The 17823-nt window shown below is 73.7% G+C and carries 17 protein-coding genes; 8 read left to right on the forward strand and 9 right to left on the reverse strand.

Going from position 1 to position 17823, the window contains the following annotated elements; genetic code table 11:
- Nucleotides 1-74 precede the first annotated feature (74 nt).
- Nucleotides 75-1154: a nicotinate-nucleotide--dimethylbenzimidazole phosphoribosyltransferase gene (gene cobT, locus ACIRBY_RS10010; protein WP_403898689.1), complete on the reverse strand. Its 1080-nt coding sequence runs from the start codon at nucleotides 1152-1154 to the stop codon at nucleotides 75-77.
- A 54-nt stretch (nucleotides 1155-1208) separates the two neighbouring features.
- A complete protein-coding gene (locus tag ACIRBY_RS10015) occupies nucleotides 1209-2423 on the reverse strand; it encodes a bifunctional adenosylcobinamide kinase/adenosylcobinamide-phosphate guanylyltransferase (RefSeq protein WP_403898691.1) in 1215 nt (404 codons plus the stop codon).
- A gap of 93 nt (nucleotides 2424-2516) precedes the next feature.
- Between ACIRBY_RS10015 and ACIRBY_RS10020 the strand changes: the two genes are divergently transcribed.
- Entirely contained in the window at nucleotides 2517-2726 is a 210-nt protein-coding gene (locus tag ACIRBY_RS10020; protein WP_366452704.1) for a hypothetical protein, read from the forward strand.
- Nucleotides 2727-2772: 46 nt separating this feature from the next.
- Here ACIRBY_RS10020 and ACIRBY_RS10025 read toward each other — a convergent pair whose 3' ends face one another.
- Together ACIRBY_RS10025 and ACIRBY_RS10030 are read right to left on the reverse strand one after the other, a co-directional pair.
- The gene (locus ACIRBY_RS10025) at nucleotides 2773-3531 is read right to left on the reverse strand and encodes a class I SAM-dependent methyltransferase (protein WP_403899568.1); all 759 of its coding nucleotides are present in this window, start codon (nucleotides 3529-3531) and stop codon (nucleotides 2773-2775) included.
- Between the two features lie 62 nt (nucleotides 3532-3593).
- A complete protein-coding gene (locus ACIRBY_RS10030) occupies nucleotides 3594-4193 on the reverse strand; it encodes a DUF3043 domain-containing protein (RefSeq protein WP_403898693.1) in 600 nt (199 codons plus the stop codon).
- 261 nt (nucleotides 4194-4454) lie between these two features.
- On the opposite strand from ACIRBY_RS10030, the gene ACIRBY_RS10035 reads away from it, so the two are divergent.
- Together ACIRBY_RS10035 and ACIRBY_RS10040 are read left to right on the forward strand one after the other, a co-directional pair.
- Nucleotides 4455-5249: a PspA/IM30 family protein gene (locus ACIRBY_RS10035; protein WP_403898695.1), complete on the forward strand. Its 795-nt coding sequence runs from the start codon at nucleotides 4455-4457 to the stop codon at nucleotides 5247-5249.
- Between the two features lie 47 nt (nucleotides 5250-5296).
- Nucleotides 5297-5575 (forward strand): hypothetical protein, encoded by a 279-nt coding sequence (locus ACIRBY_RS10040; RefSeq protein WP_403898698.1) that lies wholly within the window; start codon nucleotides 5297-5299, stop codon nucleotides 5573-5575.
- 75 nt (nucleotides 5576-5650) lie between these two features.
- Here ACIRBY_RS10040 and ACIRBY_RS10045 read toward each other — a convergent pair whose 3' ends face one another.
- Complete coding sequence (locus ACIRBY_RS10045; RefSeq protein WP_403898700.1) at nucleotides 5651-6460, reverse strand: hypothetical protein; 810 nt, start codon at nucleotides 6458-6460, stop codon at nucleotides 5651-5653.
- A 70-nt stretch (nucleotides 6461-6530) separates the two neighbouring features.
- Between ACIRBY_RS10045 and ACIRBY_RS10050 the strand changes: the two genes are divergently transcribed.
- From ACIRBY_RS10050 to ACIRBY_RS10060, 3 genes are all read left to right on the forward strand, one after another.
- Nucleotides 6531-7352 (forward strand): adenosylcobinamide-GDP ribazoletransferase, encoded by an 822-nt coding sequence (locus ACIRBY_RS10050; protein ID WP_403898702.1) that lies wholly within the window; start codon nucleotides 6531-6533, stop codon nucleotides 7350-7352.
- 33 nt (nucleotides 7353-7385) lie between these two features.
- Entirely contained in the window at nucleotides 7386-8108 is a 723-nt protein-coding gene (locus ACIRBY_RS10055; protein ID WP_403898705.1) for a response regulator, read from the forward strand.
- Nucleotides 8109-8266: 158 nt separating this feature from the next.
- Nucleotides 8267-11383 carry an efflux RND transporter permease subunit gene (locus ACIRBY_RS10060; protein ID WP_403898708.1) on the forward strand — a complete coding sequence of 1039 codons (3117 nt, stop codon included), beginning with the start codon at nucleotides 8267-8269 and terminating at the stop codon, nucleotides 11381-11383.
- Nucleotides 11384-11445: 62 nt separating this feature from the next.
- On the opposite strand, the gene nadA is transcribed toward ACIRBY_RS10060, so the two are convergent.
- The gene (nadA, locus tag ACIRBY_RS10065; protein ID WP_403898711.1) at nucleotides 11446-12633 is read right to left on the reverse strand and encodes a quinolinate synthase NadA; all 1188 of its coding nucleotides are present in this window, start codon (nucleotides 12631-12633) and stop codon (nucleotides 11446-11448) included.
- Between the two features lie 335 nt (nucleotides 12634-12968).
- On the opposite strand from nadA, the gene ACIRBY_RS10070 reads away from it, so the two are divergent.
- Complete coding sequence (locus ACIRBY_RS10070) at nucleotides 12969-13325, forward strand: iron-sulfur cluster assembly accessory protein (protein ID WP_030029080.1); 357 nt, start codon at nucleotides 12969-12971, stop codon at nucleotides 13323-13325.
- A 125-nt stretch (nucleotides 13326-13450) separates the two neighbouring features.
- Here ACIRBY_RS10070 and ACIRBY_RS10075 read toward each other — a convergent pair whose 3' ends face one another.
- The gene (locus ACIRBY_RS10075; RefSeq protein WP_403898715.1) at nucleotides 13451-14920 is read right to left on the reverse strand and encodes a hypothetical protein; all 1470 of its coding nucleotides are present in this window, start codon (nucleotides 14918-14920) and stop codon (nucleotides 13451-13453) included.
- 99 nt (nucleotides 14921-15019) lie between these two features.
- On the reverse strand, nucleotides 15020-15235 hold the full coding sequence (locus ACIRBY_RS10080; RefSeq protein WP_403898718.1) for a hypothetical protein: 216 nt from the start codon (nucleotides 15233-15235) through the stop codon (nucleotides 15020-15022).
- A gap of 131 nt (nucleotides 15236-15366) precedes the next feature.
- Here ACIRBY_RS10080 and ACIRBY_RS10085 point away from each other — a divergent pair, with 131 nt between their 5' ends.
- Nucleotides 15367-16344, forward strand: a complete 978-nt coding sequence (locus ACIRBY_RS10085; RefSeq protein ID WP_390685659.1) for a carbohydrate kinase family protein — start codon at nucleotides 15367-15369, stop codon at nucleotides 16342-16344.
- A gap of 67 nt (nucleotides 16345-16411) precedes the next feature.
- Here ACIRBY_RS10085 and ACIRBY_RS10090 read toward each other — a convergent pair whose 3' ends face one another.
- Nucleotides 16412-17794 carry a cysteine desulfurase/sulfurtransferase TusA family protein gene (locus ACIRBY_RS10090; RefSeq protein WP_403898721.1) on the reverse strand — a complete coding sequence of 461 codons (1383 nt, stop codon included), beginning with the start codon at nucleotides 17792-17794 and terminating at the stop codon, nucleotides 16412-16414.
- Between the last annotated feature and the right edge of the window lie 29 nt (nucleotides 17795-17823).

The following is a 17823-nucleotide window of genomic DNA, read 5'->3' on the forward strand; positions in this document are numbered from 1 at the left end:
GATGATATGGGCGTCACCGGTCCGCAGGCCGTACGAGCACTGCGGACTGGTCAGGCCCGTGGTGCCCGGTACTTTCAGTCCGTCTTCTGGTCCGTCGGCTTCTCTCCGGCTTCCTTCTCCGGGAGTTCCGCGGCGAGCGCGGCGGCGGCCTGGACCAGGGGGAGCGCCAGCAGGGCTCCGGTTCCCTCCCCCACTGTGACGCCGTGGTCGAGCACGGGGTTGAGTGCCATCCGGTCCAGTGCCTTCGCCTGGCCCGGCTCCCCGCTGCTCTGTCCCGCCAGCCACCAGTCCGGGGCGCGGAAGGCGGCCCGCTGGGCCACCAGACCGCAGGCCGCGGAGACGACCCCGTCGAGGATGACCGGGGTGCGGCGCACCGCGCACTGGAGCAGGAAGCCGGTGATGGCGGCGACGTCCGCACCGCCGACCGCCGCCAGCAGCGCCGTCTGGTCGCCGAGCACCGGGCGGGCGCGGCGCAGCGAGTCGCGGATGGCGGCGCACTTGCGCATCCAGGCCAGGTCGTCGATGGGCAGGCCGCCGCGGCCGGTGACCACGGAGGCGTCGGTGCCGCACAGGGCGGCGACCAGGGTGGCGGCGACGGTGGTGCCGCCCACGCTGAGGTCGCCGAGGACGACCAGGTCGGTCCCGGAGTCGGCTTCCTCGTCGGCGATGCGGATGCCGAGCTTCAGCGCGGCCTCGGCCTCCTCGGCGGTGAGGGCGTCCTCGACGTCGATGCGTCCGCTGCCGCGCCGTACGCGGTGGCGGACCACGTCCTCGGGCAGCAGCCCGGGGTCGCAGTCGAGGCCCGCGTCGACGACGCGGACGCCCGCGCCGAAGCGCTCGGCCAGGATCGAGACCGGGCTGGCCCCGTCGAGCACCGCGCGCACCAGTTCGTGGGCGCTGCCCGCGGGCCGGGCGGACACGCCGCCGGCGGCGATGCCGTGGTCGGCGGCGAACAGGACGACCCGCGGCCGCTCGATCGGCCTGACCGGTACCCGGCCCTGCGCGGCGGCCAGCCATTCGGCGAGCTCGTCGAGCCGGCCCAGGGCGCCGGGCGGTACGGCCAGCCGCCCACGACGCTCCTCGGCGTCACGTCGGACGCCCCCGTCGGGGCGTTCGATCAGATCGGAGAAGTCGTCGAGATTCAGCGTGGTCATCTGCCAGAGATTACAGCCGTCCGGACCCCTCCTCCGGGGGCGGCTGTCGATCCGTCACGACGGCTGCTCCTTGAGTACGAGGGCCTGCCCCGCGACGACCAGCAGGACGTGTTCGCACTCGCCCGCCACGGCGTTGTTGAGGCGCCCCAGCTCGTCGCGGAACCGCCGCCCGGACGAGGTCGCGGGGACCACCCCGGAGCCCACCTCGTTGCTCACCAGCACCACGGTGCGGCGGGTCGCGCGCACCGCCGCGACCAGCTCCGCGGTCCGTTCGCGCAGCCGCTTCTGCCCGTCGGCGGCCCAGACGGCGTCGTCCCAGGCGCCGGCCCGGTCCATGGCGTCGGTGAGCCACAGGGCGAGGCAGTCGATCAGCAGGGGCGCCCCGGGCAGCTCCAGCAGCGGCACCAGGTCGCAGGTCTCGGCCGTCCGCCAGCCGGAGGGGCGGCGCTCGCGGTGGAGGCCGACGCGCTGGGCCCAGTCCGCGTCGCCGTCGCGGGTGCCGCCGGTGGCGACGTAGGTCACCTCGGGGAAGGCCTCCAGGCGGCGTTCCGCCTCGACGGACTTGCCCGAGCGGGCCCCGCCCAGCACCAGGGTGCGCAGGGGCACGTCGGGTACCGCGTGGTACTCGCCGGCCGTCACGGTGGTGCCGTCGGGTAGGGCGCGGGCCCCGGCGGCGGCGCAGCGGCGCTCCAGCTCCCGGCCGGGCGGGGTGTCGTGGTCGAGGTGGACGGCGATCACGTCGGTGGCGGGGCCGACGGCGCCGGTGGAGCGCAGCCGGGCCAGGGTCTCCGGCCGGCCGAGGACGTCGGCGAGGACCACGTCGTACGGGTGCCGCGCGGGGATCCCGCCGGTGCCGGCGGGTGCCCCGCCGGGCGGCAGGTACAGCAGCCGGGTGCCGTCGGGCCCGGTGACCTCGTACCCGGTGCCCGGCGCGTCCAGAGCCACGGCCCGCACCCGGTGTCCGCTGATCACCGAGAGTTCGCGCCCGTCCGGGACGCGTACGGCGGTGGGCAGGCCGGGCGGCAGCTCGACGGCCGGCCCGTCGTGCGGGTGGGTCAGCAGCACCTGCCGTACGCCGGCCAGCGAGTGCCCGGCGCGGGCCCCGGCGAGCACCGCCCCGGGGGTGAGGTCGAGGAGCAGTGCGCCGTCGACGAGGACGGAGGTCGCGCCGCGCGACCGGGTGCCCACGGAGACGGCGCAGACGGAGCAGGGACAGCCGGGGCGGGGCAGTCCCTCGGGGGTGCCGGTGCCGAGGAGAGTGAGTTCCACACGGAGATCCTCTCGCTTCGCCGGTACTGGTGCGCGCCCGGTTACGCTGCGGGCACACTCATGACGAGTGGCGGACGAGCAACGGAGGCGGACATGGCGTGGACGTGGCGGTTCGAGGCGGCCGACGGCAGCGAGACCAGCCCGGCGGTGGAACCGGAGGAGTTCACCACGCAGGGGGACGCGGAGTCCTGGATCGGCGAGGTCTGGAAGGAGCTCCTGGACGGCGGCGCGGAACGGGTGACCCTGTTCGAGGACGCGACCGAGATCTACCGGATGAGCCTCAGCGCGGCCGCGGAGGCCTGAGCGCACGGAACCCCCGGGGTCTGCCCCCCGGGGGTTCGCGTTCGTCTCAGCCCCGCACCCCGCACAGGTGCAGCAGCGCCGCCACGGACCGGTACGGGTCGGTGCGCCCGGCGCGTTCCTCGGCGGCGAGGAGCCGCTCCAGCTCCTCCTCCGGCGGGAGCTCCGCGGCGGCCTCGGTGCCGTCGGTGAAGACCCGCACCCCGTACCAGGTGTGCAGCGGCGCGCCGATGCCCGACAGGGTGGCCGTCAGGTCGGCGAGCCGGTCGGCGCGCACCTCCAGGCCCAGCCGGTTCGTGTAGTCGACGGTGTCGAAGGCGTCCAGCGCCCCCGACCAGTCCCCGGACATCCCCGGGCGCAGGGCGAGCGCGTCCCCGTTGCGCACGAGCAGGGACAGCAGTCCGCCCGGTGCGAGCATCCGGGCCAGTCCGGCGAGCATGGCGTCCGGCTCGGAGACGTACATCAGTACGCCGTGGCACAGCACGACGTCGAAGCTGCCGGGCCCGAAGTGGGCGCCCGTCTCCCGGCCGTCGCCCTCGATCAGCTCGACCCGGTCGCGGATCCCCGCCGGCTCGGCGGCCAGCGCCGCGTGGGCGACCGCGAGCATGGCGGCGTCCTGTTCCAGCCCGGTGACCATGTGGCCGGCGCGGGCGAGGCGCAGTGCCTGGGTGCCCTGGCCCATGCCGACGTCGAGGACGCGCAGCCGCTGCCCGACCGGGAAGCGGTGCGTGATCTGCTCCTCGACCTGCCGGCCGACGAGCTCCTGGCGGACGGCGTTGCGCAGTCCGCCCAGTCCTTCGAGCCACAGCCGGGCTCCCCCCGCGAAACCCTCCCCCTTCGACGCCCCAGATGATCCGGGCGTCGCTCCGGTCAGGGCCGTTCCCCGCGCTTGACCTGCGGCTTGGGCAGACGCAGGCGGCGCATCTGGAGGGTGCGCATCAGGCCGTAGGCGATGGCGCCGCGGCGGGGCTCGTTCGGGAAGCGCTCGTTGAGCGCCTTGCGCAGCCGGAAGACCAGGCCGATGGAGTCCAGGACGATCAGGACGATCACGCCGAGCCACAGCAGCAGCGCGATGTTCTGGATCGACGGGACCCGGATCATGGTGAGGACCAGGATGATCACGGCCAGCGGCAGGAACAGCTCGGCGACCGAGAAGCGGGAGTCCACGAAGTCGCGCACGAACCGGCGGACGGGGCCCTTGTCCCGGACGGGCAGGTAGCGCTCGTCGCCGTTGGCCAGCGCTTCGCGCTGCCGGGCCATCTCCTCGCGGCGGCGCTCGCGGGCCCGCCGGGCGTCCTCCTTGCGGTTGCCGGTCGAGGCCACGACGGCCCTGCGCTGCGACTGGGCGACAGCGCGCTTCGGCGTCGGACGGCCCTTGGGGGCCTGCGGGTCACGGGGCTGCGAGAGGTCGGCGCTCACCTTTTCGGTGGCGGCGTCCTTCTCTTCCTTGGAGGAGCGGCTACCAAACACAGACACAACCCTACGTGGTCGACGGCGGGCGGCCCACCTCGGCGGGGAACGATCCGGCAACGGCGGGCGTCTTCCCGGTACGAGGCTCCTGAGGTCCTCGGGGATCACCTACTCCTTGCGCCTGATACGGCGCCGGGGTACTCGTCCTGGAGGAGGAGCGCATCCGTACTCGAACAGTGCGGTAATGGAAGCAGGGCCCGTACTGTGGGTCCTGTCGGTGACCTGGAGCACAGTCCGTCTAGAAGGGGGCGCGCGAAGCCCATGAGCGGTGTCATGAAGCGTATGGGGATGATCTTCCGCGCGAAGGCGAACAAGGCCCTTGACCGGGCCGAGGACCCGCGCGAGACCCTCGACTACTCGTACCAGAAGCAGCTGGAGCTGCTGCAGAAGGTGCGCCGCGGCGTCGCCGACGTGGCGACCTCCCGCAAGCGCCTGGAGCTGCAGCTCAACCAGCTCCAGACCCAGTCCGCCAAGCTGGAGGACCAGGGCCGCAAGGCCCTCGCCCTGGGCCGCGAGGACCTGGCCCGCGAGGCCCTGTCCCGCCGGTCCTCGCTCCAGCAGCAGGTCAGCGACCTGGAGGTGCAGCACCAGACCCTCCAGGGCGAGGAGGAGAAGCTGACGCTGGCCGCCCAGCGCCTCCAGGCCAAGGTGGACGCCTTCCGCACGAAGAAGGAGACCATCAAGGCCACCTACACGGCCGCCCAGGCCCAGACCCGGATCGCGGAGTCCTTCTCCGGCATCTCCGAGGAGATGAGCGACGTCGGGCTGGCCATCCAGCGGGCCGAGGACAAGACCGCCCAGCTCCAGGCCCGGGCCGGCGCGATCGACGAGCTGCTGGCCTCCGGGGCCCTCGACGACCAGAGCGGCCTCGGCTCCAAGGACGACATCCAGGCCGAGCTCGACCGCCTCTCCGGCGGGACCGACGTCGAGCTGGAGCTCCAGCGGATGAAGGCGGAGCTGGCCGGCGGCCCGTCCGCGCAGCAGCAGGCCATCGAGGGCGGCGCCCCGGGCACCGCCCAGCCGCACCCGACCCAGCACCGGTTCGACAAGCAGTAGGACTTCCGGCAGCAGTACTTCGTCTAGCAGGAGGACAGGGGCCCGTCATGATTGTCCGCATCATGGGGGAGGGCCAGGTGAAGGTGGCCGACAGCCACTTCACCGGGCTCGACAGGCTGGACGACGAACTCCTCGCGGAGATGGAGTCCGGCGACGAGGCGGGCTTCCGGCGCACGCTGGTCGCCCTTCTCGACGAGGTGCGGCGGCTGGGCACCCCGCTGCCCGACGACGCGCTGGAACCCTCCGAGCTGATCCTGCCCGCCCCGGACGCGACGCTCGCGGAGGTCCGGGAGATGCTCGGCGACGGCGGCCTGATCCCGGGCTGACCATGCCCGCGCACCGGGCACCGACGGCGATACCGCGGGGGTCCGCCCCCGGCGCCGGGGGCGGACCCCCGCGCGTCATCCGCAGCCGTGCCCCGGACCGGCCCCGCCGCCGCCCTTCCCGCGGCCGCGGGGGCGGTCCCGCTCCCGGTCCGGATCCGACAGCCCGCTGATGAAGTTCTCGAACCGGCGGCGCGGCCGGGCCCAGCGCCGGTCGTGGTGGAAGGCCCGCAGCCCCGCCCTGGCGCGGGCGCGCGGCCGGTTGGCGTAGAACCGCTTCGCGTACGGCGACCCCGGCCGCGCCAGCCGGACCGCGCCGATCAGCGCGACGAAGGGGATGACCGTCCCGAAGACCGCCGTACGGGGTTTGCCCTTCCACAGGGCGATCAGCGCCAGGAAGAAGTTGGTGGCGGTGTTCATGACGACGATCCCGCGGCTGTGCCGCTCCCCGGGGGACAGCTCGTTGACCCCGAACGGCAGGAAGCCGCCCAGGACGAGCGCGACCACCGCGGCCGTCAGGACGACGACCTCCACGCTCTTGCGCCCCTGCTCGCTCCAGTAGACGTCGTCGAGGTGCAGGATCAGCGCGAACTCGTCCAGCACCAGCCCCGCGCCCAGCCCGAAGAGCACGGCCGACAGGCCCGCGCCGAAACTGTGCCCGCCGCTGCCCACCGCCCCGAACCCGCCGATGATCACCAGGACCACGCCGGGGACCACGTGGTGGACGTGCAGACCGCCCGGGGTGATGTTCTTGAAGGGTCCGCGGCCGGCCCGGATCAGCCGGGTGATCACCCGTGTCACCAGGAACGACAGCACGAACGACAACAGCGCGAGCAGCAGCGGGAGCTTGCCCGGCTCGACGATGTTGCGCTCCCACCAGTGACCCACGACACCCGCTCCCGATTTGACACGTAATGGGCAATTTACCGCTCACCGTAAGCGGGTAGCGTTCGCGCCGATGACAGATTCGACCGATGATCGACCGCCGCTCCCGCCCTCGGAGCGCGCCCCGCTGGCCGACGGGATCCGCTTCGCCTTCGGCACGCTGACCGTCCTGCCCGCGCGCATCACCCGCTGGGACCGGCCCGCCGCCCGCACCGGCATGGCCTGCGCCCCGCTCGCCGGCCTCGCCGTCGGCCTGCTCGCCACCGTACCCGGCACGCTCCTGCTGCTCCTCGGCGGCGGCCCCCTGCTCGCCGCGGCCGTCACCGTCGCCGTCCCGGCGGCCCTGACCCGCGGCCTCCACCTGGACGGCCTGGCCGACACCGCCGACGGGCTCGGCAGCGCCAAACCCGCCGAGGACGCCCTGCGGATCATGAAGCAGTCCGACATCGGCCCCTTCGGCGTCGTCTCCCTGCTGTTCGTCCTCCTGATCCAGGTCGCCGCACTCGCCGACGCGTACGCCGACGGCTGGGGACGCGGCGCCCTCGCCGCCGTGACCGCCGCCGTCACCGCCCGGCTCGCCATGACCCTGGCCTCCCGCCGGGGCGTCCCCGCCGCCCGCCCCGAGGGGCTCGGCGCCGCCGTCGCCGGCGTGGTCCCGCGCCGCGCGGCCGCCGGGGTGGCCGTCCTGGTCCTGGCGGCCGCCGCCCTGGCCGCCCTCCCGGCGGGGCCGGCCGCCGCCGCCCGGCACGCGGCGGCCGTCCTGGCCGGGCTGCTCGCCGCCGAACTCCTGCTGCGCCGCTGCGTGCACCGCTTCGACGGGGTCACCGGCGACGTCTTCGGCGCCGTCTGCGAGGTGGCGGCCACGGCCGTCCTCGTCGTTCTCGCCCTGGGCTGATCCCGCGCCCCGCCGCCCGCGTACCCTCGGGGCGTGGACGAGAACCGGGCTCAGGAACGGGGCGGGGCCGCCCCCATCAAGGTGCTGCTGGCCGACGACCAGGCGCTGCTGCGCAGCGCGTTCAAGGTGCTGGTCGACTCCGAGCCCGACATGCGGGTCGTCGGGGAGGCCTCCGACGGGGCCCAGGCCTACGCCCTCGCCCGCGAGTCGCGGGCGGACGTCGTGCTGATGGACATCCGCATGCCCGGCACCGACGGCCTCGCCGCCACCCGCATGATCAGCGAGGACCCCGAGCTCTCCGGGGTCCGGGTCGTCATGCTCACCACCTTCGAGGTCGACGAGTACGTCGTCCAGGCCCTGCGCGCCGGGGCCTCCGGCTTCCTCGGCAAGGGCGCCGAACCCGACGAGCTCCTCAACGCCATCCGCGTCGCGGCCGCCGGCGAGGCGCTGCTCTCCCCGGCCGCCACCAAGGGGCTGATCGCCAGCTTCCTCGCCCAGGGCGCCCGCGCCGACGCCCCCGCCGCGGGCTCGGCCCACGCCGAGCGGCTCGCCGCGCTGACCGGACGCGAGCGCGAGGTGCTCGTCCTGGTGGCCGCGGGCCTCTCCAACGACGGCATCGCCGCCCGCCTGGAGGTCAGCCCGCTGACCGTGAAGACCCACGTCAACCGGGCCATGGCCAAGCTCGGCGCCCGGGACCGGGCCCAACTGGTGGTCGTCGCCTACGAATCGGGCCTCGTCCGCCCGCGCACCGACTGACCCGCCCGGCGCGGGACGGGGCCCCGCAGTAGGGCGGAGTACTGCGGGCGCGGTATGCGGCGCATAAGGACGGGACCTGGGGGCGACGCTGCGGCTCCCCGGCGTGGGGGAGGCTGGAGGACCCTTCGCGTTCGTCACTGCAGAGAGATCCCACGCCCATGTCCTGGCTGTCCCGTTTCAGCCTGGCCCAGAGAGCCCTGATCGGCCTCGTGTCGATCGTCGCGCTGCTCTTCGGAGCCATAGCCATCCCGCAGCTCAAGCAGCAGCTGCTGCCGTCCATCGAACTGCCGATGGTCTCCGTGCTCGCGCCGTACCAGGGCGCCTCGCCCGACGTGGTCGAGAAGCAGGTCATCGAGCCGATCGAGAACACCCTCAAGGGCGTCGACGGCATCACCGGCATCACCTCCACCGCCAGCGAGGGCAACGCCCTCATCCGCGCCACCTTCGACTACGGCGACGAGGGCACCAAGCAGCTCGTCGCCGACGTCCAGCAGGCCGTCAACCGGGCCCGCGTCCGGCTGCCCGCCGAGGTGGACCCGCAGGTGGTGGCCGGCTCCACCGACGACATCCCGACCGTCGTCCTCGCCGTCACCTCCGACAAGGACCAGCAGGCCCTCGCCGACCAGCTGAACCGCTCCGTCGTCCCCGTCCTGGAGGACCTCGACGGCGTCGGCCGGGTCAGCGTGGAGGGCGTCCGCGACCTCCAGGTCACCGTCACCCCCGACAACGCGAAGCTCGCCGCCGCCGGCCTCGACGGCGCCGCCCTCGCCGAGGGCCTCAAGGCGGGCGGCGCGGCCGTCCCCGCCGGCTCCTTCGACGAGCAGGGCAAGAGCCGCACCGTCCGCGTCGGCTCCGGCTACACCTCCCTCGCCCAGCTGGAGGACCTCCGGCTGACCGCGGGCCCCGGCAAGCAGGTCGTCCGCCTCGGCGACGTGGCCGCCGTCAAGCAGGAGCCGGCCAGGGCCGACTCGATCACCCGCACCGACGGCAAGCCCAGCCTCGCCGTGGTCCTCACGATGGACAAGGACGGCAGCGCCGTCGCCATCTCCGACGCCGTCAAGGACAAGCTCCCGGAGCTGCGCTCCCAGCTCGGCTCCGGCGCCGCGCTGACCGTCGTCAGCGACCAGGGCCCGGCCGTGGCCCGCTCCATCTCCGGCCTCACCACCGAGGGCCTCCTCGGCCTGGTCTTCGCGGTGATCGTGATCCTGGTCTTCCTGGCCTCGATCCGCTCGACGCTGGTCACCGCGGTGTCCATCCCGCTGTCCGTGGTCCTCGCCCTGATCGTGCTGTGGACCCGCGACCTGTCCCTCAACATGCTGACGCTGGGCGCGCTCACCATCGCCATCGGCCGCGTCGTCGACGACTCGATCGTGGTGCTGGAGAACATCAAGCGCCACCTCGGCTACGGCGAGGAGCGCGAGGCCGCGATCACCGCCGCCGTCAAGGAGGTGGCCGGAGCGGTCACCTCGTCGACGCTCACCACCGTCGCCGTCTTCCTGCCGATCGGCCTCGTCGGCGGCATGGTCGGCGAGCTCTTCGGCTCCTTCTCGCTCACCGTCACCGCCGCCCTGCTGGCCTCGCTGCTGGTGTCCCTGACGGTGGTCCCGGTCCTGTCGTACTGGTTCCTGCGCGCCCCCAAGGGGACCTCGCAGGACCCCGAGCGGGCGCGCCGCGAAGCGGAGGAGAAGGAGGCGAGGAGCCGCCTCCAGCGCCTGTACGTACGGGTCCTGGGCTTCGCCACCCGGCGCCGCCTGACCAGCATCGCCCTCGCGGTCGTCGTGCTGGTCGCCACCTTCGGGATGACCCCGCTGCTGAAGACCAACTTCTTCGACCAGGGCGAGCAGGACGTCCTGACGGTCAAGCAGGAGCTGCCCGCCGGCACCTCGCTGGCCGCCTCCGACGAGGCGAGCCGCAAGGTGGAGCAGGCCCTGGCCTCCGTCGACGGCGTCAAGGACTACCAGGTCACCGTCGGCTCCTCCGGCTTCCTCGCGGCCTTCGGCGGCGGGACCGGCTCCAACCAGGCCTCCTACCAGGTCACCCTGGACGACGCCGGCCGCTCCGAGGCCGTCAAGCAGCGCATCCAGGACGCCCTCGGCAAGCTCCAGGGCATCGGCGACACGTCCATCTCGGCGGGCGGCGGCTTCGGCGGCCAGAACCTGAGCGTGGTCGTCAAGGCCGGCGACGGCGCCGTCCTCGCCAAGGCCGCCGAGCAGGTCCGTGCCGAGGTGGCCACGCTCAAGGACGTCACCGACGTCCAGAGCGACCTCGCCCAGTCCGTCCCCCGGATCTCGGTCACCGCCACCCCGAAGACCGCCGAGGCGGGCCTGAACCAGGCCGCGCTGGGCGCGCTCGTCGCCCAGGCCGTGCGCGGCAACCCGGTGGGCAAGGCCGTACTGGACAACACCGAGCGGGACGTCGTCATCCGCTCCGCCCACCCGGCCACCACCCTCGCCGAGCTCCAGGCCCTGCCCGTCGGCCCCGCCAGGCTGGGCGACATCGCCGAGGTCAAGGAGGTCCCCGGCCCGGTCGCGATGACCCGGATCGACGGCGCCCGCGCCGCCACCATCACCGCCAAGCCGGTCGGCGACAACACCGGCGCGGTCAGCGCCGCGCTCCAGACCAAGCTCAAGGCCCTGGACCTGCCCGCCGGGGCCACGGCCTCCGTGGGCGGCGTCTCCCAGGACCAGGACGACGCCTTCGGCTCACTGGGCCTGGCCATGCTCGCGGCCGTCGCGATCGTCTTCATGCTGCTCGTCGCGACGTTCCGCTCGCTGGTCCAGCCGCTGATCCTGCTGGTCTCGATCCCCTTCGCGGCCACCGGCGCGCTGGGCCTGCTCATCGCCACCGGTACGCCGATGGGCGTTCCGGCGATGATCGGCATGCTGATGCTCATCGGCATCGTGGTCACCAACGCCATCGTCCTGATCGACCTGGTCAACCAGTACCGGGCCCAGGGCCTGGGCGTGGTCGAGGCGGTCGTCGAGGGCGGCCGCCACCGCCTGCGCCCGATCCTGATGACGGCCCTCGCGACGATCTTCGCGCTGCTCCCGATGGCGCTGGGCGTCACCGGCGAGGGCGGGTTCATCTCGCAGCCGCTCGCGGTGGTGGTGATCGGCGGCCTGATCAGCTCCACCCTGCTGACCCTGCTGCTGGTCCCGACCCTCTACACGGCGATCGAGCTGCGCAAGGAGCGCCGCCGCGCGCGCCGCGCCGCCAAGCGCGGGGAGGAGCCGGCCGTGGTCCCGTCCCGGGAGGAGGACCGGGTGACGGTCTGATCCCGTGAACGCCGAAGGGGCGCCCCCGGCCGGGGGCGCCCCTTCGTGCGCGTGCGCGCCGCCTACGGGAGGGCGAGCATGCGCTCCAGCGCGAGCTTGGCGAAGCCCTCGGTCTCCTTGTCGACCCGGATCTGGTTGACGAGGTTGCCCTCGGCCAGGGACTCCAGGGTCCACACCAGGTGGGGGAGGTCGATGCGGTTCATCGTCGAGCAGAAGCAGACCGTCTTGTCGAGGAAGACGACTTCCTTGTCCTCGGCGGCGAAACGGTTCGCCAGCCGCTTCACGAGGTTCAGCTCGGTGCCGATGGCCCACTTGGAGCCGGCCGGGGCCGCCTCCAGTGCCTTGATGATGTACTCCGTCGAGCCGACGTAGTCCGCGGCCGCGACGACCTCGTGCTTGCACTCCGGGTGCACCAGCACGTTGACGCCCGGGATCCGCTCGCGCACGTCGTTGACCGAGTCCAGGCTGAACCGGCCGTGGACCGAGCAGTGGCCGCGCCACAGGATCATCTTCGCGCCGCGCAGCTCCTCGGCGGTGAGCCCGCCGTTCGGCTTGTGCGGGTTGTAGACCACGCAGTCGTCCAGGGACATGCCCATGTCGCGGACGGCGGTGTTGCGGCCCAGGTGCTGGTCGGGCAGGAAGAGCACCTTCTCGCCCTGCTCGAAGGCCCAGTCCAGGGCCTTCTTCGCGTTGGACGAGGTACAGATCGTGCCGCCGTGCTTGCCGGTGAAGGCCTTGATGTCGGCGGAGGAGTTCATGTACGAGACGGGCACGGTGGCGCCGGCGATCCCGGCCTCGGTGAGCACGTCCCAGCACTCGGCGACCTGCTCGGCGGTGGCCATGTCGGCCATCGAGCAGCCGGCGGCGAGGTCGGGCAGGACGACCTTCTGGGCGTCGGAGGTCAGGATGTCCGCGGACTCGGCCATGAAGTGGACGCCGCAGAAGACGATGTACTCGGCCTCCGGCTTGGCGGCCGCGTCGCGGGCCAGCTTGAAGGAGTCGCCGGTGACGTCGGCGAACTCGATGACCTCGTCACGCTGGTAGTGGTGCCCGAGGATGAAGACCTTGTCCCCGAGCTTCTCCTTGGCCGCGCGGGCACGGGCCACCAGGTCCGGGTCCGAGGGCGAGGGCAGGTCGCCGGGGCACTCCACGCCGCGCTCGCTCTTGGGGTCGGACTCGCGGCCGAGCAGCAGCAGGGCAAGGGGCGTCGGCTGGACGTCCAAGGGCTGGGCGGTGGTCACGACACGCACCCTTTCTGTTCTGCGACTAGGTGCCTTCCGAAGAGGGCTTCCGAAGGCGTCATTTCGACTTCTCGTCTATATGACGCTATCTATCATAGCCGCTTCACGTCACTTTGACGATGGCGATAATGTCGATGTGACGCATTCGCCCGCTCCGGAGCGGCGCACTCCAGCAGCCCTCCGCAGGGGGTCCACCGTTCCCCGCGGGTGTGCGAGCATGAATAACTGAAACAAGGCGCCGGACCCGGAATGAAACCGCGGTCCCGCTGGTTGCCACCGACGGCAAGAGTCCGACGTTTCCCCAGCCACCGGCGGGGAGCCGCCCACTTCGGGAGTGAATGCAGATGTCCGTACAGGACGACAAGACCACTGTGAGCGACGGCATCCTCCTGTCCGACGCCGCCGCCGAGAAGGTCCGCACCCTGCTGGAGCAGGAAGGCCGCGATGACCTGGCGCTGCGCGTCGCCGTCCAGCCCGGCGGCTGCTCCGGCCTGCGCTACCAGCTCTTCTTCGACGAGCGCTCCCTCGACGGCGACGTCGTCAAGGACTTCGACGGCGTCAAGGTCGTCACCGACCGCATGAGCGCCCCCTACCTGGGCGGCGCCTCCATCGACTTCGTCGACACCATCGAGAAGCAGGGCTTCACGATCGACAACCCGAACGCCACCGGCTCCTGCGCCTGCGGCGACTCCTTCAGCTAAACCCGGCTGAACGCGCACGACGAGGGCCCGGGCCCCGGTCGAATCCGACCGGCGCCCGGGCCCTCGCCTTCGTGTCCTTCGTCTCCCGCCCGGGCTTCGTCTCCCGCCCGGGCTCCCGTCGGCGCCTACTGGCGGGGAAGGGGCTTGCCCGTCGTCGCGTCGACCACCTTGCGGTCGCCCAGCGGCTGCTGGAGCGGCGCCGTGACGGACATCTCCTTCGCGATCATGATGCAGGCCTGGCCGGGCTTGTTCGGGGTGTCCGTGATCTTCACCAGCACCGTGCCGGCCTCCTCCCGCGCCTCCAGCGCGTAGGTGCTGCACACCCCGCCCCAGAAGTTCACGGTCAGCGTCCGGTCGGCCTGTGCGTACGAGAACCCGGGCACGGTCCGGCCCTGCGGGGGCACGGGCGCCGTCGTGGCGCCCCCGTCCGCGCCCGCGGGCTGGACCACCGTGCGGCCCGGCTTCCCGTCCGTACCCGCCACCTCGAACAGCCAGGCCGGCACGAGACCCCGCCCGCCGTCGACCGTCCCCGCGACCAGCCCCAGCACGGCCCCCTTCACGGTCTCCGTCCGCGGCGGCTTGACCGGGCGCGGCTCCGGGTTGCACGGCAGGGTGTCCGTGGCGCCCGTCGTGGTGTCCGGGGTCAGCGGCACCGAGGTCGCGCAGCCGCTCGGCCCCGGGCCGCTGCCGCCACCGCCCCGGCCCGCCGCGTTGAGGCGGTCCAGCGCCTCCGCGGCCCCGATCACCTGCTGCTCGCCCGCGCGGACCGGGGCCTTCAGTTCGCCGCTGCCCGCCACCACCTGGCCGTCCGCCCCCACGGTGATCCGGCTGGACCAGCCCTGCGTGGGCAGGCCGCCCACCACCGGGTCGGCCACCACCACCCGCACCGAGCCAGTCGCCAGCCGGGCGTCCACCTTCGCGTCGCCCTGCCCGGCGCCCGCGAGCACCGGGGCCGCGGCCGCCTTGGCGGCCTCCTCGGAGACCGGCTTCCCGGTGCCGGAGCCCTGCGGCGCGGCCGGCTTCGCCCCACCGGAGCCCTCCTGGGGGAGCGTGGCCGGACCGCAGGTGTCCTTGCCGCGCACGCAGTCGTCGCCCGCACCCGAGCCGCCCGCCTGGAAGCGGGAGAAGCTCCAGGTGCCGGGGGCCTTGCGGGTGACGGTCAGCCGGGGCCCGGCGCCGTCGGCGGACTCGCCGGCCAGCCACTGCTCACCGCTGGGGCGGGGCGCGCCGGAGATCCCGAGGGCCTGCGCGAGCCGGGCCACCTCCTCGGAGCCGACCTCGCCCGAGGCGGTGAAGGAGGGTGCGGAGGCCGGGGCCTGGGGGAGCGGGCCGTCCGCCCGGTAGGTCACCCCGCCGCCGTTCGGATCCGGCTCGCCGGGGGCGATGCCGGGCCCGGGGGGCGTCGCGGCGGTGCGCGGGGCGACGGCCGCGGTGTCCCCCGTACGGCCGCCGCCGCCCGTGGCGTCGCCGTACGCCGTCGACGCCCAGTAGGCGGTGCCGCCGCCCGCCAGCAGGACGGCGGCCGCGATGGAGCCGATGGCCCAGGCCGGCCGCCGTCGTGTGGCGCGTGATGTGTCGGGTTCTTCGCTGGTCACCGCTCGCTCCTTCGCGTGTCCCGCCGTACGTGATGCGGGTGTGACGCGCGGACCGCGCAACCGGTTCCCCCGTCTTCCGGGTCCTTCCCCCCGCGTCCCCTACTCCCCGTACTCCGCCGTGGAGGCGATCAGCCGGGCGGAGGCCGGCGGGACGCTGACCCCGTGGATCTGGGAGGGAGCCACCGGTACGGGCAGGGGTTCGGGCGGAACCGCCCAGTGCGGGGCCATCCGGGCGCAGTCACCCAGCAGCCGCGCGAAGCCGGGGCGCGCCCCGGCGGTGTACTCCGTGTAACCGAAACCATCGGTAGAGGTCATGGAGGCACGGTAGGCACGCCGCATCGGGCGAAGGAAGTCCTACTACGGGGTAGTTTCAGCCGTTCGGCCAAGCGCCGGGGACCGGGTAGCTTTGAATGTCACCCGCCGTCATCCGCAGGAGCATCCACGCCGTGCGCATCGCAGTCACCGGCTCCATCGCCACCGACCACCTCATGACCTTCCCGGGCCGCTTCGCCGACCAGTTCGTCGCCGACCAGCTCCACACGGTCTCCCTCTCCTTCCTCGTCGACAACCTCGACGTGCGGCGGGGCGGTGTCGGCCCGAACATCTGCTTCGGCATGGGCCAGCTCGGCACCCGCCCGATCCTCGTCGGCGCGGCCGGCTCGGACTTCGACGAGTACCGCGCCTGGCTGGACCGGCACGGGGTGGACACGGCCTCCGTGCGGATCTCCGAGGTGCTGCACACCGCGCGCTTCGTCTGCACCACCGACGCCGACCACAACCAGATCGGCTCCTTCTACACCGGCGCCATGAGCGAGGCCCGCCAGATCGAGCTGAAGGCCGTCGCCGACCGGGTGGGCGGTCTGGACCTGGTCCTCATCGGCGCCGACGACCCCGAGGCGATGCTCCGCCACACCGAGGAGTGCCGTACGCGCGCGATCCCCTTCGCCGCGGACTTCTCGCAGCAGATCGCCCGCATGGACGGCGAGAACATCCGCACCCTGATGGACGGCGCGACCTACCTCTTCTCGAACGAGTACGAGAAGGGCCTCATCGAGACGAAGTCCGGCTGGACGGACGAGGAGATCCTCGCCAAGGTCGGCACCCGGGTCACCACCCTGGGCGCGCGGGGCGTGCGGATCGAGCGGGCCGGCGAGGAGCCGATCCTGGTCGGCTGCCCCGAGGAGACGGCGAAGGTCGACCCCACCGGTGTCGGCGACGCGTTCCGGGCCGGGTTCCTGACGGGCCTCGGCTGGGGCGTCGGCCTGGAGCGGGCCGCGCAGCTGGGCTGCATGCTGGCCACCCTCGTGATCGAGACCCTGGGCACCCAGGAGTACACGCTGGCCCGCGCCCACTTCATGGAGCGCTTCACCAAGGCGTACGGCGAGACGGCCGCCGCCGAGGTCCGCGCCCACCTGGAGGCGTAGCCGCGTACGGGCGCCGCGCGCCCGTCGCACCTCGGCGCCGGCGGGGCCGCGCACGGCCCCGCCGGCGTCACACCGACCGGCGGACCCGGTAGGCCGCGGCGGCGCCGTGCGGGGTCTCGCCCAGGTAGGCGTGGCCCCGCATCGCGCACCACGCAGGGATGTCCAGCCGGGCCACCTCGTCGTCCGACAGGACCGTCACCGTCCCGCCGACCGGCACCGTCCCGATCGCCCGGGCCAGCTCGATCACCGGCTGCGGGCAGCGCAGACCGAGGGCGTCGACCTCCACCGCGTCCGCCACCGGGGAGGCGGACGGGGCCGGCTCCGCCACGCCCAGCTCCTCCCGGACCCCGGCCACCGCCCGCGGGAGCACCTCCAGGAAGCCGTTGACCTCCTCCGCCGTCGTGCCCCGCGGCAGCGAGACCCGTACGTTCCCCTCCGACAGCACGCCCATCGCCCGCAGCACGTGACTGGGGGTCAGCGTGGAGCTGGTGCAGGAGGAGCCCGAGGAGACCGACCAGCCCGCGCGGTCCAGCTCGTGCAGCAGGGTCTCGCCGTCGACGTACAGGCAGGAGAACGTCACCAGGTGCGGCAGGCGCCGGTCGGCGTGGCCGACCACCTCCACGTCCGGCACCAGCCGGGCCACCCGCCGCCGGATCCGGTCCACCAGCACCCGCAGCCGCGCCGCCTCCGCGTCCGCCTCGGCCCGTACCGCCCGCAGGGAGGCCGCCGCCGCCACGACGGCGGGAAGGTTCGTGAAGCCGGGGGAGCGGCCCGACTCCCGTTCGTCCGCGGGGCCTTGGGGGGCGAAGCGGACCCCCTTGCGGACGGCCAGCAGGCCGACCCCGGGCGGACCGCCCCACTTGTGGGCGCTGGCGGCCAGCACCGACCAGGCGCCCTCCACCGGGCCCCAGCCCAGCGACTGCGCCGCGTCGACCAGCAGCGGCACCCCCGCCGCCGCGCAGACCTCGGCCACCTCGGCCACCGGCTGGACCGTGCCCACCTCGTGGTTGGCCGACTGGAGGCAGGCCAGAGCGGTGGTGGAGGTCAGGGCGGACGCGTACCCGGCGGGCGCCACCGCGCCGAGCCGGTCCACCGCAACCTCGGTCACCGTCCCCCCGGCCGCCGCGTGCGCCTCGGCGGCGTGCAGCACGGAGCTGTGCTCGACGGCCGAGACGACCAGATGGCCGCCGACCCGCCGGCGCCCCGCCAGCGCCCCCGCGACGCCCGCGTGAACCGCGTGCGTCCCCGAAGGAGTGAACACGAGCTCGTCGGCGCGACAACCCACCGCCTCGGCCGCGGCCTCGCGCGCGGCGTCCAGCAGCAGTCGGGCCCGCCGCCCCTCCCGGTAGAGGCGGGCCGGATCGGCCCAGCCCTCGTCCAGTGCGGCCTGCAGCGCCTGCCGGGCCACGGGGTGCAGCGGGGCGGCGGACGCGGTGTCGAAGTACGGCATCCGGCCACCGTAAGGCAGGGGCCGAGGGG

The sequence above is a fragment of the Streptomyces sp. NPDC096136 genome (assembly GCF_044763325.1).
Taxonomy (GTDB): domain Bacteria; phylum Actinomycetota; class Actinomycetes; order Streptomycetales; family Streptomycetaceae; genus Streptomyces.